Below are 22,551 nucleotides of genomic sequence, written 5' to 3' on the forward strand. Positions count from 1 at the left end.
GTACGATAATTTATAATAGATCTGCAATATGAAAAAAACGATATTTCGTTTGTTCCGTCCATGCATAGGAATCACGATAATCCCAATAACGATGCCTGCTGGAAACGGTATTCGCATTCACTAGCGGCATACCGAACGAGTCAAAAGCAGTTACGATTGTGCTGTGCTGAAAGCGATGATCACCATTCCAGTCATACGTGATGACATCCCCAAGCTGCAGCTCATCCGCAGATTGCACGACCTCTGCACGCAAGCCTGAGGTCTTTGAACCAGTTAAATAGTTGGTTATCGCGTTCGATACCGCCCAGCTGTAGCTCCACCATTCACTGCCCTTATTTCGGCCCTTATACCACCAGCCCGTTTCTCTCTTACCAGTATAGTTCATCGGAGCATTGCCTGCAAAGATGCACTGCGACACGTAATTGGTACAATTCACCTCAAAAAGCTCATACGCTGGGTTCCCCTCGTTCCACCAACGATCCGCATACGCAGCAACCAAATCTCTCCTGTAACGAATACCAGATGGTCTGTGTTTGAATTGCTGTAATAGGTCATAATTTAAGTATGGTGTTGATGGTGAAGATTGTTCGCCAAATAGCTCCGAGTAATCATCGACGGTCATCCAATTGTCTACTGCTGTGCCATAACGCGGTCTTCGTTCCGATATAATTGGCTCAACACGAAGAACATTCCATGAGTGACCAGCGAGCCCTAACCAAAGACGCTCAAATTCAGATCTTTCTTCCATGTAAAATCGCCCAGACTGCTCCATTCTTCTTTTGATGTGGAGACGAATCAACACAGAAACCTCGCTTGATGATTCGTTGACGCGTATGAGTTCTGCTTTTGTTTCGCTTCCTGCTGGAAGCGCGCCTCTAAGCAAATCGCGTTCACGAAGACGCTCAAGCCTGAATCTTAGGCGATCACAATGATCGCGGTCCGTAACGTAATCGGTCAGCACAGCCGCATGCTGATTCGCTTCGGCTTGATTGTACAAGCTAATATAGCGATGAACAGCAGCTTTCCAACCCTGCAGCTTTCCTTGCTGAACGTGCGGATCGTAATCAGAGGAACGAAGCAGCGAGTTTAACTTTGACGTTTGTTGTTTTACTGGCTTTTCTTCCTGATTTGCTCTTTTTTGATTTTGCAGTGCTTGATCGCCGATTTCAGCATTTCGCTCCGCTTGCAACCCTGAAGGCGATGGCTGCTTCTGGATGACATGCGTTACAACTTTCTGCTGCGACTTGCGCTGAGAAGCAGATGGTTTGGATGATGTTTGGTTATGCTTTTGGCCCTGAGTTCCTGGCCCCCGGTTGCCTGTTCGCGGCATAGCAATCCCTCCTTGACCTTATCGTGAGTGCAAGCGTAAACGGCTGCAGCATCCCTTTTGATGAGGTAAACTCGATTGGCGTTGAAATATAAACTTTTGGGATAGGAATCCAACTTAACCGAACTTTCATTTCAATTGTAAAAGGCTGCCGCTTCTCCCTTAATGCTTCATGGCAGCCGTTTAACGATGGAATATAAGTTTTTGGATTGACCTTCTCCTTAGCAATCTTATATTTCAAGCCTATGCTGCTACAGCTTGCCTTTATGGCATGAGAACGTCATCAAGTATTTCGGGGCTAAACTTGTCGCTGATTAACTGCTTCATTATATGAGGCACTCTGCCATTTCATGTAACATTCATTGAGGATCATTTTCAATGCCATTTCCAAGCGCATAAAGACATAATTGGACTTTACGGAAGGACTATTTTAACGATATACTATAGATATAGAAATTATGAAATAGTGTTTCACAGAATGAAACTCAGACTACAGTTAAAAGGAGAATGACGATGTCTACACAAAATCATTATTCAGTTCGCACAACGCTCGACGCTGGCGGCAAGTCTTATGCTTACTACCGTCTAGGCGGACTTGAAGAGCAAGGACTAGGCGATATTTCCAAGCTTCCTTTTTCAATTAAAGTATTGCTTGAGGCTGCTGTTCGTCAATTTGACGGACGCGCAATTACCCCTGAACATGTAAAGCAGCTTGCTACATGGGCTGATGGACGCGAAGATAAAGAAATTCCTTTCATCCCTGCTCGTATCGTTTTGCAGGATTTCACAGGCGTTCCAGTTGTCGTTGACCTTGCTGCAATGCGCGACACTGTGAAAAAAGCAGGCGGAGATCCGAAAAAAATCAATCCACTCGTACCGGTTGACCTTGTAATTGACCACTCGATCATGGTTGATGCATTTGGTTCACCTGAAGCACTTGAGTACAATACTAAAGTTGAATTTGAGCGCAACGAAGAGCGTTACCGTTTCCTTCGCTGGGCACAAACAGCATTTGATAACTTCCGCGCGGTTCCACCAGGTACAGGTATCGTTCACCAAGTTAACTTGGAGTACCTTGCATCTGTTGCAGCTACAAAAACAATTGACGGCGAAACAGTCGTATTCCCTGATTCCCTCGTAGGTACGGATTCCCACACTACGATGATCAACGGTCTTGGCGTAGTAGGCTGGGGCGTTGGCGGTATCGAGGCTGAGGCTGGTATGCTTGGTCAACCGCTTTACTTTGTAATGCCAGAAGTTATCGGCTTCAAATTGACAGGCAAACTTGCAGAAGGTTCAACAGCAACTGACCTTGCGCTTACGGTTACTCAAATTTTGCGTAAAAAAGGCGTTGTTGGTAAATTTGTTGAGTTCTTCGGCCCTGGTCTATCGAACATCAGCCTTGCTGACCGTGCAACAGTTGCCAACATGGCACCAGAATATGGCGCTACAATCGGCTTCTTCCCTGTTGATAACGAGACTCTTAGCTACTTGCGCCAAACTGGCCGCAATGAGGATCTTATTGAGCTTGTTGGCTCTTACTACAAAGCACAAGACATGTTCCGTACTGACGAGACTCCAGATCCAGTATTCACGGATGTGGTTGAGCTTGATCTTTCGACAATCGTTCCTTCCCTTGCAGGCCCGAAACGTCCTCAAGACCGCGTAGAGCTTACTGCAATGAAGGAATCCTTCAATAGCATCATCCGCACACCGATTGACAAAGGCGGCTACGGTTTGTCCGATGAGAAAATCGAGCAGTTCGTTACTGTTAACCATAATGACGGCCAAGTTAGCCAAATGGGTACAGGCGCAGTCGTTATCGCAGCTATTACAAGCTGTACAAACACTTCGAACCCAAGCGTAATGGTTGGCGCTGGTCTAGTTGCTAAGAAAGCAGTAGCACTTGGACTTAAGAAACCTGCTTATGTAAAAAGCTCCCTAACACCGGGCTCGCTCGTTGTTACGGAATATTTGACAAAAGCAAACCTAATCGAGCCGCTTGAAGCACTTGGCTTCCACGTTGCTGGATACGGCTGTGCGACTTGTATCGGTAACTCCGGTCCACTTCCAGACGAAGTAAGCAAAGCGATCATCGACAATGACATGACTGTATCTGCTGTACTTTCCGGTAACCGTAACTTTGAAGGCCGTGTCCATGCACAAGTAAAAGCAAACTATCTGGCTTCTCCGCCACTAGTTATCGCTTATGCGCTTGCTGGAACGACTAACATCGATTTGACAACTGATCCAATTGGTTTCACTGAAGACAACAAGCCTGTATTCCTAAAAGATATTTGGCCAACGTCGCAAGAAATCAATGACGCAATGACAGCTGCGCTTAACCCGCAAATGTTCCGTGACAAATACGAAAACGTATTTACACAAAATGAGCGTTGGAACGCTATTTCGGTACCTAAAGGCGAAAGCTACGAGTGGGATGCAAAATCAACTTACATCCAAAACCCGCCGTTCTTCGAAAACCTAAGCTCCGAGCTTTCTGATATCAAAGATATCCATACAGCTAACGTACTTGCTCTTATGGGCGATTCCGTAACAACGGATCATATCTCACCTGCTGGTAACATCACAGTTAACAGCCCAGGCGGTCAATACTTGATCGAAAACGGCGTTAAACGCGAAGACTTCAACTCTTACGGCTCACGTCGTGGTAACCATGAAGTTATGATGCGCGGTACGTTTGCGAACATTCGTATTCGTAACCAAGTGGCTCCAGGTACAGAGGGCGGCGTAACGACTTACCTTCCAACGGATGAAGTCATGTCGATCTACGATGCATCGATGAAATATCAAAACGAAGGCAAAAACCTTGTCGTTCTTGCTGGTAAAGAATACGGTACTGGTAGCTCGCGTGACTGGGCTGCAAAAGGTACATTCCTACTAGGCGTCAAAGCTGTTATCGCTGAAAGCTTCGAGCGTATTCACCGCTCCAATCTGGTTGGTATGGGCGTATTGCCACTCCAATTCCCAGAAGGTCAAGGCTGGAAGACGCTTAACATCACTGGCCGCGAAACATTCGACATCGTTGGCTTGTCAAATGACGTTACTCCAGGTTCGCAAGTTACCGTTACGGCTACTCGCGAAGACGGCACGACATTCGACTTCCCAGCAATTGTACGTCTTGACTCGGTAGTTGACGTTGATTACTATCGCAACGGCGGTATCCTGCAAACTGTACTTCGTCAAATGATCGCTAACATGTAATAATCTGCGCATATCCTGCACAGTATCAAAAAAAGAGCTTTGCCGACTATTTGGCAAAGCTCTTTTTTCGTTTGTTATTAAGCAATGGCGTTGTTACTTGCTTCTTGTTATTTGCTAAGTGTTACTTGTCAATGTATGCAGAACAATTTCCGCGACCTATGCTTGCTCGTAGCTCCAGTACCTCTAAACATGCTCAATCAATCATTTGAGTTTAAGCTAGATTACAGCCAAAACTTTAACCTTGCTCCCCTCCGATAATAGAGGCGCCGCTAAATCATTCAGTCTTAGTCACGCTTGTAGTGTCATAGCCTCACTTTTTCGCACAAAACCTCACCTAACGGACATAGGATCCGTTATTTACTACAAATAACGTCCACAACAAATTTAACGGACATACGATCCGCTATTTGTCCCATTTCGAGCTTAATCCTACCTTTTTAAGCCCAATAGCGTACCCTATGTCCGTTATCCGCCCCAAAAGTTAGGATTTGAAGCAAATAACGTATCTGATGTCCGTTACAGCAAGTTTGGTTACTCAAGCTCATAATTCCAACCTTCTTTTACTTCAAATGCTCATTATGAGTTTGAATAAATTACAGCCAGCAATCTAGCCACGTTCCCCTCCCAAAGCAGGCGCGCAGCTATCACGTTAGTCCTGTAGTTTGAGTTTGAACCAAATTAAAGCCAACACCCTGCCACGATCCCCCACCCAGAGCAGGCACGTAACTATCACAATCAAATTAGTCCTCTACTGCACTTGAAGTGTCATAGCTTCGCTATCGTATAAAGCTACATCTAACGGACATAGGATCCGTTATTTATAACAATTAACGTCCACAACAGATTTAACGGACATACGATCCGCTATTTGTCCTATTTCGAGCATAATCCTACCTTTTTAAGCCCAATAGCGTACCCTATGTCCATTAGCTACCCTAAAAGTAATGAAAAGGAGCAAATAGCGTATCTGATGTCCGTTACCCTCTCTAAAAAGCAAAAACCCGGAGCTTCCACTTCCTCCGATTAGATGACTTAATCCTGTAATACATATGCTCCAATCATTCGTGGAGAATAGCTGCTTGTTTACATCCTAGATACAGCAACCGCTCGCTAAGCAACATCCCAGCAAAGGCGTAGCTTAAACGGGCTACACTACCCAACAACCCTAATGTGTTTAAACAAAAACAGCAGGCTCGAGGGTCACCTCATGCCTGCTGTTTCTTTTATGACTATAGAATCATCGTACCCATCCGTTTAGCAGACTCCATCATGACCGGGGCGTATTCCCTCATCGTGTCCATCGTCATCCTGCTGGCAGGGCCCGACACGGATAATGCAGCAGCGAGCTTGCCGGTACGGTTAAAGATAGGCGCAGAAAGCGCCGCTGCTCCCGGTTCGCGTTCCTCGAAGCTTGTGGCATATCCCTGCATACAAATCTCTTCGAGCTGCTGCTTGTATTGATCCAAATCCAGCGAGTACAGCCACGCTGGATCTCCAAAAATGCTTTCCTGTACAATCGGATCTGAATAAGCGATTAGCACCTTGCTCGATGCACCTGCATAAAGCGGCAGTCTCACGCCTACAGGCGCTACCCGCCTAACGGGTTGATTGCTTTGCACGGCTTGCATACGAATCCGCTCAGAACCGTCTCTTACGTATATGCTAACGGTCTCGCCCAGCTGGTCGCGTAAACGCTCCATCTCAGGCAGCCATATTGTTGCTTGGTCATCTGAACGTGATAAATGGGCCGACAGCTCCCACATTTTTAAACCCAAATGATATCGGTCTGTCGAGCGATCGCGCTCGATGAAGCCTTTCTCTTCGAGCGTGGCGAGCATCCGGTGCACCGTGCTTTTGTGCAGGCCAACCTGTTCGGCAATCTCAGTCATTGCCCAGTCTGTTTTTGAAATAAAACACAGCAATATATCAAGCGCCCGATCCACTGCTCGAACCGTCGATTTTCCATCTTCCATGCAGCCACAGCTCCCTCTCCAAAAGTTTCATCCAATGAAACCGATTCTCATTCAGTATAACTCATCGCTTCCATTATCGTAAAGAACAGTTGTTTACATTACAGTAATATTACAAATGATTAACATTACCTCGACAACAATTGACAGGCTTATAGGACCGGACTACGATAAAAGTACTAGATAAGAAAAGCGCTTACAACGTTCCGAATAGATGAGTCTAATGGACGGTTACTTACAGAGGGAGGACAACGACATGAGCACGACTATAATGACACCATTGCCACTTGAAGGCGGATTTCCAAAAAACCTTCATCCCTTCCCGCTTGGCGATTCGGATAACCTGTCCCAATTGCGCAAAACCAAAAGCCGCAGCAAGCATTTGCTGGTTGCTTCCATTGCTTCCCTTACGGCAATGTGTTTGATTGCTGTCATTATTTTTCATGGCTATGTCGCATGGATGCTTGCATACCCTTATGTAGCCCCACTCTCCTCTAATCCGCAAGCGGCTATCGGCCTAGATTACGAGGATGTCATTTTCCCTAGCAAAAGCGGAAATACGACGGTCAGCGGCTGGTTCATTCCTGCAGAGAGTGATGCAAGCGAAGCGGCTCCTTCAGCACGAACTGTTGTATTCAGCCACGGTTATGGCGCTAATCGCGAAGAATCATGGGTACCGATGTATGAGCTCTCGAAGCTGCTGCACGGTTTAAACTATAATATATTGTTGTTTGACTACGGCTATGCATCTAAGGAGTACAAAGCTCCGGCCACTGGCGGCCTTGAGGAGTCACAACAGCTGCTTGCTGCAGTAGATTATGCAAAATCACGCGGAGCGGAGGACATCGTCGTCTGGGGCTTCTCAATGGGTGCAGGAACGGCACTGCAAGCAGGGCTGCAGACCGATGAAATTGATGCCATGATACTCGACAGCCTTTTCATCCCGAGCCCCGAGGCATTATTTGATAACTTGAATCAATTTGTTTCATTGCCGCAGTTCTCTTTGCCGCTTATTGAATCGATGATCCCCCTTTGGACGGGTACAAGCTTTGGATCTATTCCGGCAAGCGAGGTTTTATCTAACGTTTATGATATCCCGTTATTTATCATCCACGGCACAGAAGATTCAAAGGCGCCTTACCAAACCGCAGAGGCTATTGCTGAAGGGCAAGGCAACGTCCTATCTCGCTCTTGGATTGTTCCTGAAGGCAAACACGAATTGCTGTTCCAAGTTCATCCGAGCGAATATATCCAAAGAGCAGCCCTATTTCTAAGCCAAGTCGATCAACAGCTCCAAGCAGAACGAACATAATAATGAAGCACGACATAAGCCCGCTTACCAACGAATACATCTAACATAGGTTTATTCGTCGATATTACGGTTACTGTCATACTGCAATAAAACCTTATAGTATAGCGGTTTTTATGGTGCAGTATAAGTTATGCTATGTTGATTCGACACAGTTTCACTTCGATTTTCACATCAGTTTTACATCGTTATTACATCAAAGGGTCTGCGCCATCAAGTAGAGTAAACTACTTATGGTACAGACCCTTTTCCATGTGCCCTTTCAGTTGGCGAATTCTCATTCTCATCCAGCCAAGTCCTCTCGTGAATACCATCGTCGGTCCATTTGGAAGCCATTTATCCTGCCACTTGTGATCCATTCCCGAGCTGTGCGAACATGCACATCGTATCTCTCGGCTACGTCACGGTCTGAATATAGAGACGCAACGTCGAATTGCAGACCGTGTTCCTGGTTGAGCTGCTGCAGGAGGAATTGTTGATCAGGTGCGTCGAGCATGTCCAGCATAAGCCGTATTACCCTAATCATCTGGCTGGATTGTAACATAAAACTCCCCCCTATCGATGCTCACAGGCGCTCCAGACAGCCGTAAGCCTGACTCTTATCATTTCCTATCCCCAACTGTTATTTTCTGTAGCCGCGTTCTTACCGGATTTACACGTACAAGACCTCTACTGGCATAACTGTGGAATCATTTAATTGGTGGTCATGACCTCGCATATGTTAAAAAACTAAAATTTGCTAGCTATTTCTCCGGCCAACTTCCACTTAACTTTTCTGGAGTCCGCCTTCATATCATCAAAAGCGCGCAGCCACTCTGACCTCGTATACCACTTACGAGCCTCTTTAAAATCCTCTCAACTGACCAGAGCCTAACCACTCTTGCACAGTGCGGACAGTGACACCGTATAGCTCCGTGACAACGTGATCAGTCATATATATTCTTCGTGGTCAGGCGCTTAAACAAGTAACGAAGTAAATTGCTTTGATCCTCAGGCGTCTGCATCTGTATAATTTGATTTATTATTAGATTTGCCATCTTTCCTTGTTCAGTCAATCATTTCCCTCCCTATCTCTATCAAGCCAATCTATTAAAAGCAAATCCACAAGTTAAGGCGCATATACGATCTCTTCTAGACATACTACCCACCATCGATGAAACAGCGTATTCGCTGTTATCTCTATATGTTGTTTAGACTGGCTCCTTATGCTCTGATTTACTTTTTGTATTTCAGGTTTTCTCAGGTTCTCCTGTCCAATTGAAACCACTGTCCTTATGCTTACTCAATGCGCTTTGTGCTGCAGCCTGAACTGAAGTTTTCTTAAGCAGTTGATGACCTATCTGTTCCGCTGTCTTCGCGCTGTACCCCGCCCTAGCTGTCTGAGTAGCATTAATGTCAACCAGATACTCAACGACAAATATCCGTTGCATCGAGGTCAGTTCCTCATCAGCGACCACTTCCTCAATTGGGGCATTTTGCTCCATTGGGCGTTTCATATCGTTTGTAACGTTGCATTTAACCTTCTGTCCCATTTGTAACGACTCTTCCACCCTCGAGCAGTTCCATCTGAGATGCCCGACTGCTCGGCTATCTCCTTTAGACTCATTCCCCCCGTTACTGGCGGCATACAAGCTCTCGGCTCGATCAGCGTTCAGGTCACGAGCTCTTAGCACTACATATCACCGCCCCCGGTGTTCTGTTTGTGTTGCAATAAAAAAAGCACCGCTTAGGGTGCTTTGCTATCAGTATTTTTAAATTTTGAGGTGAATAATTGGCTTAAAGTATTTTTATGGTTATAAATGAACATAGAGCACTCCTGCAGTTTCTCCTTTATAGAAAATACAACCTCAAAGGCTTCATATTCCCTTTCATTTCGTTTAGCATCAGACAGTTTAAATAATGTTTCTCTCACTTCTTTTTCCAATAAGTTTATTTTCTCAAAAGTTTCAGCATCTACTTTAGAAGCACGAATATAAATATTCTCCAATTGTTCTATTAAAGCATTCTCATGGAGTCTACGACCTTCATAATCATCATTTTTCAGCCCTACCAGATCGTTGAACTCTCGGTGAATATCCCAAATTAACTTATTAATAATGAACAAATTAGAGAGTCTACTAGGGTAATTATCCCAAAATTTATTCGCTTCTTGCTTCTTAATAGTCCAATTTACCCCAACTAGCGTAAATAACCCACCTATTATACTTCCTGTAGCTCCTATAATTCCAGCAACAACAGTCTTATCTCCTGGGAACGTTTTAAGTATTAAGCATATAATTGTCACTCCAAAAAACCAAGACACTATTAACAAAAGTGATACAATACTCATCAATGATGACTTTTCTACTTTTTCAATGAATCTTTTCAAAACTCTTCCCCCATTATTTGTTATTACAGTATCTGTCGTAAATCAATAAAAGTAAATAATTCTTACGAGAATGCGCTCAGGGAGATTATAGACACACAGGTTTTACTATAAACTCACTCTATTATATTAAAAATATCAAAATACCAGCCCTCTTTACATATCGTTTGGAAGAACATCATAATCAAGTACATGGTAGTCATAAGTGTTGTATATCGCATTTATTAGTAGCCCAGGCGTTTCTTGGTTCCTACTGAGAAAGCCTTGTGTTACGGTATTATTTCGAAGAAGCGCGCCTCCATTGTTGCCTACAGCGTTTTTGTTTCCTGGCGGTGCACCTGGCTTTTTTGTATGCACACCTTTTTGAGAGGGTGCACCCTTTTTACGCTCCCAGCCATGACGCTGTTTCCACGATTCCACTGTATTAATCGAGATGTTGTACTTGTCAGCAATCTCCTTGTACTTCATGCCCCGCTGAAAGTCGGCTTATGCTTTTTTATACATGCTACATTATCACCATCCCGGCGTTATGTTGGTTTTTTAGAAAAAGAAAAAAAGCACCGATTAGGGTGCTTAGCGCCAAGCCCATAATCCAGCCGCAACATAGATAGAATACCCTGCAGCAGCCATTATCAAATATGGACTTAATTTTTTCATGAGTTCCTTCAAACCATTAGGCACCGCACCGACTATAACCCAACATAATAGCGCAACTACGAGCATGGTGATTATCCCTATTAAAATAGGACCTGTTGCGTCCCAAGCACTTACCAACAATAAAACCCCTCCCTCTAATGTCAAATTTCGACAAGAGGAATCATTTTCCTTCTATCTATAAAAATTCCCCCGGCGTTATGTTTGTATTGCAAAATAAAAAGCCGCCTCCTAATCAGTCTTAAAAAATATATCTATGCCCTTGTATAATATCTTTCAAAAAAATACCGCCTTTCAATATTAGTCACCTAAAATTATACAATAGATTAAAAGTTGTCTATTGACGATAATTTTTATAATTTTGTTTCCTTGGCTATGTTGCGCAAATAGTCCTATTAGACTACGAATACATTATCTGCGCTGCTGATAGACGTTTAGCGAATGCGACATCGCCTTTCCCCTGCTCGACTGCAGCTCCTTGATCTCCCGCTTGGGTTGATAAGTCTTCATTGCTCCCCGGCGGCGGAAGTCCCTTCAACGCCCGATGCAGCTTCACCCTCGGCGAACATCTGCAAATTCAATACAATACGGTACGGCTTCTTCACAACAAAAACCTCCTGTTATGCGGCGACCATAACGAGTCAACGCCAGCGAATATAAGATAAATAGGCCCTATGGATTCTCACCATGGGCCTAAAAAATAAAACAAGTATTTTTTTAAGAGTTAGCTAGTTTATTTAATTCATTCTGATACCCCTCAAAAATCTCTATTAAATAAGGCACGGCGCCATAAAACTCGAGATAATCCTTAAGACTTGATATGTTTTTATAGCTTCCATCATAAAGAATATGATGTGAAGAAGCATTTCTCAACTCTCTAAAAATACTATAGAGTACAAAACTATATTTCTTTCCTATTAGATTTCCAAATGTTGTGTATTCATTTATTTTATGATTATCGTTAATTTTCGGTTCAGAGTAACCTTTACCTGTAATATTTTTGACATCCTCTTCTAAATTAAGTTTTTCTTTAATTAGGGTTCTTGTCATCTCACATGCCAGATATAGCCCCATAAACTTTGATTGTGGATCACTAGCTAAAAGTGCTTTTCTGAAATGGTTAACTGCTACGTTCCATTTATCAAAATTAACACCAATCGGATCTACTAATTTACCGATGCTTTCTTTCACTTTAGGAACAGCTTCTACAAGAGAGAAAACATTTAAAACCTTGTAATTGATAAAAAAAGAAGACGCTCGAATCGGCGTTCCATAAGTATAAGACAACATGTTTATCACATGGTTAAAAGCTCTAAACATTATTTCTTGTGCATTTTTAAAATCGCTAAACATTCCTTGGGTTTCAATCCTTAAAGTTCCTAGTCTTCTATGTTCATTCCCTAATAAGAATAGATTAAGGTCAAGATTCTCAAAAACGATATTATACACTTCATCACTAGGCAATTCTACTAAGGTATCTCCAGAACGTAACGGCTCCTTAGATGGCCTTAAGCAACCCATGTTCTCCAATTGAACTATGCAAAAACATGGGCTCTTCTCCCCTGCGGGTATGAGACTTTCAAATTTGAATTCGCTAGCAATTTCGTAAACTCCAACTCCGTATTCAAATGGAAGTTCTTCAGGAGTAAATAAAATTTCATAAATTCCGTCATCACGAAGAGTAGATTTAAAACCAGGAAAGTTAAAGTCCAAAAAAATGTCCTCCTTATAAAACAGATATTGTAAATTATAGTTCGAATTTCATAAGGTAGGATACTTATATTTACTTCATTCCCAACTTTAATCGCTGCTGTAGCAATCTGCGTCTCTGCTATCAGCGCGTCACGTTGGAGCGCAGCTTGCTGGTCTATCTCTTTCATCTTAATCTGCTCCTGGCCCTGCTCAGCCTGTGCTGCGGCTTATGCTTGCTGCTGGGCGAGTGCCGAGGCATTCATCCGGTCAACTTGTTCCTGGTAGTGTCGATCGACTAACATGCGCATCTCAGGCGGCATCTCACGGTATCTGATAGACTTGCGGAACGTGTTGTGCACGAGAATATGTATCTCGTCATCGTCGCTATCCCATAGATGTGGCACACCAGTAAGCGGCGGCGGGAGATACTGTTCTATTTGATCCGGTGGTATTTGTGCAGCCTGCTTCGTTACCTCATCTAATCTACTATGCAATACTCCTTCATATATCGGGGAAAAATTTAATACCGTTCTTGTTAAGGACAGCTGTCGTCAGCAATCCTCCAACTCTATCTCCAGATAGATTCTCAAACACACCGTCAATCATTGGCCGCATTCTCAAAAGTTTGGAAGGATAATTTCGCAACTGAACACTTGGACAGCAAGACGCTTAAAAACTATGTCTCTTATCTCGATCTATGAATCCTCCCAGCTCTCGGACACCTTAAAGTAGACGAAATAAAGCCGTTGCACAAAACGATGAATACCTATGGTCATGCAATACGCTCCGCAGATCAGGCAGCTGGAGATAAATTCGAATCGCTGTTTACTTTGACGCCAAAAAAAGCACTCAGTGAATAGAATCCCAAAGTGCTTAATATATCGCTCTGCTTTCACCTGTGTTTTTACATAAGATTTACATCAATCGCCTATTTCCGCGACTGTATTACCCAATTTCAGTTTTCTGTAGTACAAGCCACAAATTCTTATAGATATTGATAATTTAGCCCCCTGTACTACTAAATCGGAATGTACACCTTCGCATATGAATACATCTAACATAGATGCATTTGTTGCGAAAAAGGGAGGCGATGGTCGTGCTTTTTGTTTATGGAACGCTCATGCCCGTTCGCGTAATGGAATTAGTTAGACATTGGAAGCTGCAAGAGAAAGAGCATATCGCCGTTATTTTGCAGGCAGCTCCTGAGATGGAGCGTCAGTATGTTCAGCTTCTCCAAGCATGGGAGCCTGTTTTCTCCAATACCGCTCAATATACTAATCAATGGCTGGATGAATGGCTTCCCATTCCGTCACGCTTGCCATCCTATATGGAACAAACGATTGAAGCGGTTGTAGAGACATCTCTTGAACAATCAAGAACGTATGTCGATCAACTCAGGCAGCTAACTGAGCGCACCGCGTCGGCTTCTTCTGATGTCACCAAATCAGTCATCTCACACGCCATTCGTGAATCCAACTATTATATCGGCTTAATGAGCTCCTATCGACAAAAGGTAACCAGCTCAGGCAATAATCAGCACCGTGCAATTGTCCAGCAAGTCCCCATCGGGGGACACACATTGCCTCCTCTGCCCTATGCTTACAGTGCCCTCGAGCCTTATATCGATGAGCATACGATGCGAATCCATCATGATATACACCATCAGTCCTATGTCGATGGTCTAAATGAAGCGGAATTGCAGCTCAAAATCGCTCGCGAGACGAATCAATTTGAGCTGGTTAAGCATTGGGAGCGAGAGCTTGCTTTTAACGGTGCCGGCCACTACTTACATACTCTGTTCTGGAGCATCATGACGCCATATGGTGGTGGTGAACCGATAGGAGCTCTGAGCCAGCAAATCCGAAATGATTTTGGCAGCTTCTCCGCCTTTAAGAATCAATTCAGCAAGGCAGCGGCGAAGGTGGAGGGCAGCGGCTGGGCGATTCTAGTTTGGAGTCCACGCAGCAGCCGGCTTGAAATATTAACCGCAGAGAAACATCAGAATTTATCACAATGGGATGTTGTGCCATTGTTGGCCTTGGATGTGTGGGAACACGCCTATTATTTAAAACATCAGAACAAACGGCCTGAGTATATTCAGGATTGGTGGAATGTCGTGAATTGGACCTTCGTTAGTGATCGATTTGAAGAAGCTCGAAAGCTCGTATGGGTGCCATTCTAATCTATTCAGAAAAAAAAAGCCCGACACGGGAGCTGGGGACTAAACTGACCCCCGGTTCACTGTCGGACTTTTTCAAAATATAAGAAAGTATATCATTTTCTCATACTTATCTTATATTTCACCGTCAAAGCTCCTTCAGCGTCTAAGGACGCCGAAGGCGTTTTTGCTTGAAATATAAGAAAGTATATTAATTGTCTCCTACTTTTCTTATATTTCTCCGTCAAAGCTCCTTCAGCATCCAGAGGACGCCGAAGGCGTTTTTGCTTGTTTATATCGTCTATTGCTTTAATAATGTCAAAAACTCGGAGCGAAGCGCAGGATTGCTGCGGAAGTCGCCTCTTACCGCCGACGTTACGGTCATGCTGCCTGGCTTCTTCACCCCGCGTGAGCACATGCACAAATGCTCGCCTTCCACGACGACCATGACGCCATGCGGCTGCAGCTCCTCAGTAAGGATATCCGCAATTTGTGATGTAATCCGCTCTTGCACCTGCAGGCGACGAGTAATCGCCTCTACGAGTCTAGCAAGCTTGCTAAGACCAGCGATTTTGCCGCTAGGAATGTAGCCAATATGCGCTTTTCCGAAAAACGGCGCCATGTGATGCTCGCACTGACTGTAATAAACGATATCTTTTACAATAACAAGCTCTTCATGCTGCTCATCGAACGTAACGCCCAGCACCTCACGAGGATCAACCTCATATCCGGCAAAAATCTCCTCATACATTCGAGTCACACGAGCGGGTGTTTCCAGCAAGCCTTCACGCTCTACATCTTCACCGACAAGTTTCAATATTTCTCTTATGTGATGTTCAATTTGCTCCCGGTTGCTCGAAACACTCGAATTGACGTAATCTTTCTTTCCCGCCATTTCTGAACTCTCCTTCCGGTCCCCCCGCGTCTTTCTTTATCTGCGAGGCATCTTTTGGTTTTTCATCATGTGCTGCGCTTTTTGCATTTGCTGCTTATTCAGATTGTAGCCCATTTGCTTCGCCATTTTCTGAATCATTTCTGGATCATTTTGCATTTTCTCAAGCTGCTTCCGCAGATAGAATACGCCTACAAAAAAGCCCCCAACAGCTCCAGCAATTAAAGTTACAATTGGTACAACAATGTTCACCCACGACATACCTTTCACCTGACCCTTTCCAAATCTCCTGCTGTGTATAATGTTCCCATGATAGCATGTTCACCTCTTGTTCGCAATGAACATGCTGATGCTCCGCTTAACCTTTTTGTGACAATTTTTGATGCTCTTATTTCGCACTCTTTTCCAGATCAAGCAGCGCGATTTTAATAGGAAGACCTCCGCCATAACCAATCATTTGGCCGCTTGCCCCAATCACGCGATGACAAGGCACGATGATCGAGACAGGGTTGCGATTGTTCGCTCCACCTACGGCACGCATAGCTCCAGGCTGATCCAGCATCACAGCGATATCCTTATAAGTACGCGTTTCCCCATAAGGGATTTGCTGCAAAGCTGCCCACACCTTCTGCTGAAACGGTGTGCCATACATTTGAAGAGGCAGATCGAATTGCTGATGCTCTCCGGCAAAATAAAGCGCCAACTGCCTTGCTGCTTCATTCAGCTGTTCATGAGAGTCTGCCTCGACCCGCGTAATATCCGCGCCAACGTGCCCAAATACACGCTTCGTCCACTGCTCTAGTTTCTCTAAAGCCGAATCGTAAGGAGCGAAGTCCAAGTGGCAAATCCCTTTGTCCGTTGCCGTTAACGTCATCGGCCCGATAGGCGAATCGATCTCAGCCGTATAAAGTCGTTCACTCATTTGCGCCACCTGCTTCCAAGTTGTCTTCTGGAATCGTGCTTAATTGAGCAATGGCATTCGCTATCGCCTGCAGTGCTTCCTCATCCGTTTCCTTCACTGATGCTCCAAGCAAAGCAGACTTTGCCTGCTCGCCGCCAATTCGCGCAAGCGACCATGCAGCTGTTCCGCGGAGCACCGGGCGAGGATCCTGCTCTAGCACCTTGATCAAATCCGGCACTGCGCTAGCCTCTTTAAAGTTGCCGAGCGCGATTACTGCATTGCGCTGAATCGGCTTCTTGCCCCGCCAAGCGGAGGATGTTCGGCCATATCTGGCTTGAAACTCCTTGTTGCCTATCGTTAGAAGCGGTACGAGCAGCGGCTTTACTAATTCCATATCCGGCTGCAGCTCTGGTTGATGCGTCCAGTTTTTGCCGCGGTTTATCGGGCAGACCGTCTGGCAAGTATCGCAGCCATAAAGCCGATTGCCGATTTTTCGCATGAACTCGTCCGATATCATTCCCTTCGTTTGTGTGACAAAGGAGATGCAGCGGCTTGAATTCAATTGACCCGGTCCAACTAGTGCATCCGTCGGGCAAGCGTCAATACATTTGGTGCAGCTGCCGCAGCTTTCCGTTATCGGTTCATCCGGTTCAAATGGAACATTGGTAATCATTTCACCGAGGTAAATCCACGAGCCTAGCTCCGGCGATATGATCGCGCAGTTTTTTGCGCTCCATCCAATGCCTGCTCGCTCAGCAACGGCGCGATCCGACAATGCGCCGGTATCGACCATGCTTTCCACGCGCAAATCCGGCATCCGCTCCCTTAGCCATGCTTCCAGCTTAGCAAGCCGATCGCGCAACACTTTATGGTAATCTTCTCCCCAAGCCGATCGTGACATAATGCCTCGCCTTGCACCCGGCTCTGATTTAGGAGGGTCCTTCAGCTTGGATGGATAGGCAATGGCTATTGCAATAATCGACTGCGGATTTTCAAACAACAGCGCTGGATTCGTTCTTTTCTCAATGTCAGGCTCCTCGAAGCCAGACTCTCTTCCGAGCTCGCGGTGCCTTAGCAAAATTTGCTTTAATGATGTGAATGGATCCGCAGAAGCGATCCCTATCTTGTCGATGCCGAGGCTTGGTGCCGCCGCAATCATCTCTTCCTTCAGCTTTGCCCATCTATCTGTCATCATCTATAACCTTTTAATTGCTTCACGAGCCAGCTCGTCACAACGATTATTCCATTCATTATCGCTATGGCCTTTTACCTTTACGTATTCTACTTTATGACGCTGCATAAGCTCCCAAAGCGCTTTCCAGAGCTCTTGGTTCTCAACAGGTTCCTTCTTGCTGTTCTTCCAGCCGTTGCGCAGCCAGCCGTGTATCCAGCCTTTCTGGAAGCAATTCACGACATACGCTGAATCACTATACACCGTCACCTTACAGGGCTCCTTAAGCAGCTTCAACCCTTCGATTACTGCTTGGATTTCCATACGATTGTTCGTCGAGTGTTTCTCTCCACCTGAAATTTCCTTCTGATGAACGCCAAAAAACAGCACTGCTCCCCAGCCGCCTGGCCCCGGATTGCCGGAGCATGCACCGTCCGTATAGATCATAACGTCCTTCATAAGAATCCCTCCTAAAGGTTTGCGAATGCAAACCTACTTCGTAAGCATCTACTTAAGGTTTGCGAATGCAAACCTACTTCGTAAGCAGCAGCTATTCACACAAAAAGTGATTAAAGCGCTCTTATCTTTTTGTAAGGCCATAAAATATAATCGGCTCTGCCGCGAATAAGCTCTTCTGGCACTGCGTGAAACGTCCGGCTGTCCAAGCTCGCCCTAGCATGTCGATTATCTCCCATTACAAAATAGTTTCCTTCACTAATTACTTCAGGCCCGTAGCTCATATCTTCTATTAATGAATCCGTGTAAGGCTCGTCCACTAGCTCGCCGTTACGGTACAATTGTTTATTATGGATTTCTATACGATCACCGGAAACCCCAACGATCCTTTTCACAAGAAACTTTTCTTCGACTTCCCCCATATCCGGTTCCTTCAAAATAACGACATCACCAACCTTGGGCTTGCCGACCAGGTATACAAATTTATTAACGAACAGCCACTCATGCTCCGTTAACGTCGGCTCCATCGAATGACCTTCTACCTTCGAGAGGTTAAATACAAAAAAATGCAGAAGCAGCACCACAGCAAATGCAACAACCAATGTTTTCGACCAATCGAGCAGTTCTGAGAGCCAATTGGAGCGATTGCTTGCAACAGTATGGGCAGATAATCCCGCATCTACACTGATTCCTGCTTTTTCATTACTTGGCTTGCGATTCTGGTCCTCAAGGCTCATTGTCCCACCTCTTCACTTCGTTTCAACCAATCCTCATAATACTTCAGCACGATCTGATCCTGAAAAGGCGATTGCCCTTGATCCATCCGCTGCAAAAGCGCATCAAGACCCTCATGCACCTTTTCTTCGACCATTTTCGGATAGTGGTAAGCCGCTTTGTGCATCTCATATTCATCTTGATCGACGACTGTTCTTCCACCATCAACTGTACGAATAACGTCCAAATCGTAATCGATATAGGTAAGCACATCACCCTGAATGTACAGCGGTGAGGCAATATTGCAATAATAGCGGACGCCTCCGTCCTCTAGCAGAGCCACAACATTGAACCACTGCCCCGGTATAAAAAAGGAGACTGCTGGGACGCGGCTGATCCATATCTTACCATCAGACTCTTGAATCGGCGTTTGACGGTTTATGAGCACCTTAATGGATTCCGCTTTATGCTGCTCGTCAAGCAGCTCATCAGGCACAAGCCAATTCTGTTGCCATATACGGTGAATGTGACCGTTATGTTTGAAGCTTTTGATGACACAGTGCCGATATGGTTCCATCCCGTTCTCCTCATAAATGTATATAGTAATAAGAAAAGCATATCTGACCGCCAAAAGCAATGGCGATGCAGATATGCCCTGCGTACAACTTACATGCAGTAAAGTTCGCGTTAACCAGCTACAATGCTCAATTTCTGAAAAGATCTGATAAAATCGTTGGCTACATACCCCATCGACTCGTACAGCGGTAAAACTGGCTCGTTGTGCTCGTCCGCGGTAATTAGTATCTTTGTGACACGGCGCTGTTCGAAGCGCTGGCGCAATGCCTGGATAAGCGTTTTACCGATTCCTTTCCGTTGGTGGAGAGGAGATACAGCAATTCGATAATAATAACCTTTGTTATTATCAATCGTACCGATAATCATGCCCACAATTTCGGAATTTTCGACAGCGACTAATACTAAATCACTATCCCATGACAACTGGCGGGCAAAAGCTTCCATCGTTTGTTCGTAGCACTCTTCTGTTAGAACCTCTTCAAGCAGTGCTGTAATTGATCGGTAATCGGACAACTGGAAGGAACGAACATTCATTAAAATTACACCTTCTATACCATGTCATAGTATTGCATTTAAAATATATTACGACAAAATTAAACGAAATCCTGCTTCAATCTTTAATATTCCTTAAAAAAATTAAAGAAATCATCAATTATCTCGTGTAAACGCTTAATATTAAGCGCTTACAACAATTTAATCCATTTATTTCTCTATAAATGCAGTTCTATCTTCCTAATCTGTATATTTTAGCTAGCGTCGAGATACCCTATTTTAGGTTATGTTTGATCGTTTTAGCCCATTCGACTTTTGAAACAATAATGTTGATTTATTCAATCGGATAAGGGATAATGGACTTGGATAACTACATATAATTAGGAGGCTGTAAAAAATGGCACATCAACTACCTGCTTTGCCGTACGCGCACAACGCACTTGAGCCGCATATCGATGCGACTACAATGGAAATTCACCACGGCCGTCACCATAACGCTTACGTGACTAACCTTAACGCTGCTTTGGAGTCCGCTCCAGAATTGCAAAGCAAATCAATCGAAGATTTGATCTCCGATCTTGCTAGCGTTCCTGAAGCAATCCGTACTGCTGTTCGCAACAATGGCGGCGGACATGCTAACCATAGCTTGTTCTGGGAAACAATCGCTCCAAACGCTGGCGGAGCACCTACTGGCGCTCTTGCAGCAGCAATTGAAAGCGAGCTAGGCGGCTTTGAAGCTTTCAAAGCTGACTTCGCAAAAGCAGCAACAACACGTTTCGGCAGCGGCTGGGCATTCCTAGCAGTTGCAAACGGCAAATTGAAAGTATACAGCTTGCCAAACCAAGACAGCCCGATCATGGAAGGCGAAACGCCAATCCTTGGTCTTGATGTATGGGAGCACGCTTACTACCTGAACTACCAAAACAAACGCCCTGATTACATCGCAGCGTTCTGGAACGTAGTTAACTGGGATGAAGTTGGCAAACGTTACGAAGCAGCTGTTAAATAATATTGTTTTTCCAAACCGGCGCTTGCCTCTTTAATGAGGCAAGCGCCGGTTTTTTTTATTTTTTTATGGTGCGTATAAGGTGCTGGGTGTTCGAGTGCAAAGTTGCTTAAGTGCAGGGAAAAAGAGTGGAATGTTGACAATGCACATAAGGCGCGGAGTTGGAGTAGGATTACGATGCTGCTGATGAGCTTAGGGTGCAGGACGTTGAAGTACAACTTTGCCTATCTGCTTCTGTTGCAGGAAGTTTAAATACAGCTCATTAATTGCTGGAGGAATATACTAGTCCAACAAACGAATGATTTCTTTTGCGTAAGTGTCCCAAGCTTTGTTATCGGTGTTGATTTCTAGAGTAGGAATGACTGAGTTTGCTGCTGCTTTTCGCAGTTTCAATTGAGTGGCTACCAGTTCATCTGCTGCTGCTTTAATTTCTTCATTACTCTTATCCGACCATTCATCAGGCGTGCGGCTTTGAATTCTTAGTTCGGCTATTTCCGGAGATATCGTTAATAAAGCACATTTTGCCCCAAAGTGTAAGAGTTCCTTTTCAATAGCTTCAATTTCATTAGTAGTTTTATCAGAATAGGCGACTCTATGATTTAAATGAAACCTTTCTAGTATAAAGAAAACACCTCGCGAGCCGCGTGAAGCTCTCCCTAGCTTAGTTGACCATTCTTCTAATTGCCTCAGCATAGCAACTCTTTCATTCAACAATTGGAGATGCTCTTCGTGACTTGATGTTATAAACTGACCACGTACGTTGTGCAGCACCTGTGAATAATGCTCGCTTAAAACAATAACACTTCGCTCTGCTGATTCGTCCTGCGCTTGCATTAGCTTTAACGACTTCAATACCGATGTTTTACCCGCATGCGAAAATCCTTCCAAAATAATGCCCCGCAGCTGATTCACGCAACAACCACCTTCTGTAATTATTTTCATATCATTATATAGGGACAGTTTTGCTATAGGCAAATATATACAATTGATAGACATAGTGTGGCAGAGTGTATTCATTTATTTTTTCGACTAGCTAGCCTGTAACTGGATAGAGGTTAGGTTGATCTCATTAGTATCATAGGAGCTTCTACCTTTAATAATGGTCAGGTCGTCTCTCCTTACGGACATAGGTTCCTCTATTTGGCGAAATATACGCAAATTGAAGTTTTAACGGACATAGGATCCTTTATTTGCTGGAATTAGGGCGAATTGAGCTCATTTTGAGGGAAATAACGTATCCTATGTCCGTTAGTAGGCTAAACTTGCGTTTTAAGCCAAAATAGCGGAACTAATGTCCGTTAAGCTCGATAAGAAATACTAGTTCCCTTTTACTCCCGCCTCATACGCACACTCACCTCATAGGCTTTTGCCGCATACGCTACAGTAGGATAAATGCCTAATTTGCGATGTAAAGGAGTCTGAGTACTCTCATGGAATATACTTATGCTAATAATGTGAATTCTCGTCCAGCTAGCAAGGGCTGCGGTTGTGGCGGACCTCGAATGATCACGCCAACGCCTCAGCAAGGTGGTTTTGGGCCGGGGGGACCCGGCGGTTTTGGGCCGGGCGGTCCCGGCGGCTTTGGCCCAGGGGGACCCGGCGGTTTTGGCCCAGGGGGACCCGGCGGTTTTGGGCCGGGGGGA

General features: G+C 44.7%; 23 protein-coding genes and 1 pseudogene. 5 read left to right on the plus strand and 19 right to left on the minus strand.

The annotated features are described in order from the left end of the window. Positions 1-10: 10 nt before the first annotated feature. Positions 11-1,330 (minus strand): amidase domain-containing protein, encoded by a 1,320-nt coding sequence (locus ACIFSR_RS26240; protein ID WP_339206875.1) that lies wholly within the window; start codon positions 1,328-1,330, stop codon positions 11-13. Positions 1,331-1,840: 510 nt separating this feature from the next. Here ACIFSR_RS26240 and acnA point away from each other — a divergent pair. Beyond that, positions 1,841-4,552 (plus strand): aconitate hydratase AcnA, encoded by a 2,712-nt coding sequence (gene acnA, locus ACIFSR_RS26245; RefSeq protein ID WP_339206873.1) that lies wholly within the window; start codon positions 1,841-1,843, stop codon positions 4,550-4,552. A 1,229-nt stretch (positions 4,553-5,781) separates the two neighbouring features. On the opposite strand, the gene ACIFSR_RS26250 is transcribed toward acnA, so the two are convergent. Next, positions 5,782-6,525, minus strand: a complete 744-nt coding sequence (locus ACIFSR_RS26250; RefSeq protein WP_076271916.1) for an IclR family transcriptional regulator — start codon at positions 6,523-6,525, stop codon at positions 5,782-5,784. A gap of 253 nt (positions 6,526-6,778) precedes the next feature. Between ACIFSR_RS26250 and ACIFSR_RS26255 the strand changes: the two genes are divergently transcribed. Further along, the gene (locus ACIFSR_RS26255) at positions 6,779-7,834 is read left to right on the plus strand and encodes an alpha/beta hydrolase (RefSeq protein ID WP_339206872.1); all 1,056 of its coding nucleotides are present in this window, start codon (positions 6,779-6,781) and stop codon (positions 7,832-7,834) included. Between the two features lie 280 nt (positions 7,835-8,114). On the opposite strand, the gene ACIFSR_RS26260 is transcribed toward ACIFSR_RS26255, so the two are convergent. The 8 genes and pseudogenes from ACIFSR_RS26260 to ACIFSR_RS26295 form a co-directional block, all read right to left on the minus strand. Beyond that, entirely contained in the window at positions 8,115-8,375 is a 261-nt protein-coding gene (locus tag ACIFSR_RS26260; protein ID WP_430061113.1) for a helix-turn-helix domain-containing protein, read from the minus strand. 685 nt (positions 8,376-9,060) lie between these two features. Then, positions 9,061-9,504, minus strand: a complete 444-nt coding sequence (locus ACIFSR_RS26265; RefSeq protein WP_430061115.1) for a terminase small subunit — start codon at positions 9,502-9,504, stop codon at positions 9,061-9,063. Positions 9,505-9,557: 53 nt separating this feature from the next. Continuing rightward, entirely contained in the window at positions 9,558-10,199 is a 642-nt protein-coding gene (locus tag ACIFSR_RS26270) for a hypothetical protein (RefSeq protein WP_430061117.1), read from the minus strand. Between the two features lie 246 nt (positions 10,200-10,445). Then, positions 10,446-10,664, minus strand: a pseudogene (locus ACIFSR_RS26275) (terminase gpP N-terminus-related DNA-binding protein); the annotation flags it as partial. 105 nt (positions 10,665-10,769) lie between these two features. After that, on the minus strand, positions 10,770-10,973 hold the full coding sequence (locus tag ACIFSR_RS26280; RefSeq protein ID WP_430061119.1) for a hypothetical protein: 204 nt from the start codon (positions 10,971-10,973) through the stop codon (positions 10,770-10,772). Between the two features lie 277 nt (positions 10,974-11,250). Then, positions 11,251-11,406 (minus strand): hypothetical protein, encoded by a 156-nt coding sequence (locus tag ACIFSR_RS26285; RefSeq protein WP_430061121.1) that lies wholly within the window; start codon positions 11,404-11,406, stop codon positions 11,251-11,253. 161 nt (positions 11,407-11,567) lie between these two features. Then, complete coding sequence (locus ACIFSR_RS26290) at positions 11,568-12,563, minus strand: hypothetical protein (protein ID WP_430061123.1); 996 nt, start codon at positions 12,561-12,563, stop codon at positions 11,568-11,570. Between the two features lie 206 nt (positions 12,564-12,769). After that, positions 12,770-13,036, minus strand: coding sequence for a hypothetical protein (locus ACIFSR_RS26295; RefSeq protein ID WP_430061125.1), 267 nt, complete (start codon positions 13,034-13,036; stop codon positions 12,770-12,772). Between the two features lie 602 nt (positions 13,037-13,638). On the opposite strand from ACIFSR_RS26295, the gene ACIFSR_RS26300 reads away from it, so the two are divergent. Then, positions 13,639-14,724: a Fe-Mn family superoxide dismutase gene (locus ACIFSR_RS26300; RefSeq protein ID WP_430061127.1), complete on the plus strand. Its 1,086-nt coding sequence runs from the start codon at positions 13,639-13,641 to the stop codon at positions 14,722-14,724. 277 nt (positions 14,725-15,001) lie between these two features. Here the strand turns inward: ACIFSR_RS26300 and folE are convergent, their stop codons facing one another. The 8 genes from folE to ACIFSR_RS26340 all read right to left on the minus strand — a co-directional run bounded on the left by folE (position 15,002) and on the right by ACIFSR_RS26340 (position 19,944). Further along, complete coding sequence (folE, locus tag ACIFSR_RS26305) at positions 15,002-15,595, minus strand: GTP cyclohydrolase I FolE (protein WP_076268865.1); 594 nt, start codon at positions 15,593-15,595, stop codon at positions 15,002-15,004. A 36-nt stretch (positions 15,596-15,631) separates the two neighbouring features. Continuing rightward, positions 15,632-15,853 carry a YneF family protein gene (locus ACIFSR_RS26310; protein WP_053372732.1) on the minus strand — a complete coding sequence of 74 codons (222 nt, stop codon included), beginning with the start codon at positions 15,851-15,853 and terminating at the stop codon, positions 15,632-15,634. Positions 15,854-15,980: 127 nt separating this feature from the next. Continuing rightward, positions 15,981-16,514 (minus strand): methylated-DNA--[protein]-cysteine S-methyltransferase, encoded by a 534-nt coding sequence (locus ACIFSR_RS26315; RefSeq protein ID WP_430061129.1) that lies wholly within the window; start codon positions 16,512-16,514, stop codon positions 15,981-15,983. After that, positions 16,507-17,685, minus strand: a complete 1,179-nt coding sequence (gene queG / locus ACIFSR_RS26320) for a tRNA epoxyqueuosine(34) reductase QueG (protein ID WP_430061141.1) — start codon at positions 17,683-17,685, stop codon at positions 16,507-16,509. Before queG ends, ACIFSR_RS26315 begins: the two co-directional genes overlap by 8 nt. A gap of 3 nt (positions 17,686-17,688) precedes the next feature. Next, the gene (gene rnhA, locus ACIFSR_RS26325) at positions 17,689-18,123 is read right to left on the minus strand and encodes a ribonuclease HI (RefSeq protein ID WP_339206864.1); all 435 of its coding nucleotides are present in this window, start codon (positions 18,121-18,123) and stop codon (positions 17,689-17,691) included. 110 nt (positions 18,124-18,233) lie between these two features. Continuing rightward, positions 18,234-18,857: a signal peptidase I gene (lepB, locus tag ACIFSR_RS26330; RefSeq protein WP_339206863.1), complete on the minus strand. Its 624-nt coding sequence runs from the start codon at positions 18,855-18,857 to the stop codon at positions 18,234-18,236. Beyond that, complete coding sequence (locus ACIFSR_RS26335; RefSeq protein ID WP_430061131.1) at positions 18,854-19,411, minus strand: DUF402 domain-containing protein; 558 nt, start codon at positions 19,409-19,411, stop codon at positions 18,854-18,856. The genes lepB and ACIFSR_RS26335 overlap by 4 nt, the downstream gene beginning before the upstream one ends. Positions 19,412-19,521: 110 nt before the next feature. Then, complete coding sequence (locus ACIFSR_RS26340) at positions 19,522-19,944, minus strand: GNAT family N-acetyltransferase (RefSeq protein WP_339206861.1); 423 nt, start codon at positions 19,942-19,944, stop codon at positions 19,522-19,524. 355 nt (positions 19,945-20,299) lie between these two features. Between ACIFSR_RS26340 and ACIFSR_RS26345 the strand changes: the two genes are divergently transcribed. Further along, positions 20,300-20,911 (plus strand): superoxide dismutase, encoded by a 612-nt coding sequence (locus ACIFSR_RS26345; RefSeq protein WP_076268860.1) that lies wholly within the window; start codon positions 20,300-20,302, stop codon positions 20,909-20,911. Between the two features lie 279 nt (positions 20,912-21,190). Here the strand turns inward: ACIFSR_RS26345 and ACIFSR_RS26350 are convergent, their stop codons facing one another. Then, a complete protein-coding gene (locus ACIFSR_RS26350) occupies positions 21,191-21,820 on the minus strand; it encodes a hypothetical protein (RefSeq protein WP_339206858.1) in 630 nt (209 codons plus the stop codon). Positions 21,821-22,338: 518 nt separating this feature from the next. On the opposite strand from ACIFSR_RS26350, the gene ACIFSR_RS26355 reads away from it, so the two are divergent. Then, the coding region (locus ACIFSR_RS26355) for a hypothetical protein (RefSeq protein ID WP_430061134.1) at positions 22,339-22,551 on the plus strand (213 nt) is incomplete at its 3' end.

Origin of the sequence: Paenibacillus sp. NRS-1760 (genome assembly GCF_050467785.1) — a bacterium.
Lineage (GTDB): Bacteria > Bacillota > Bacilli > Paenibacillales > Paenibacillaceae > Pristimantibacillus.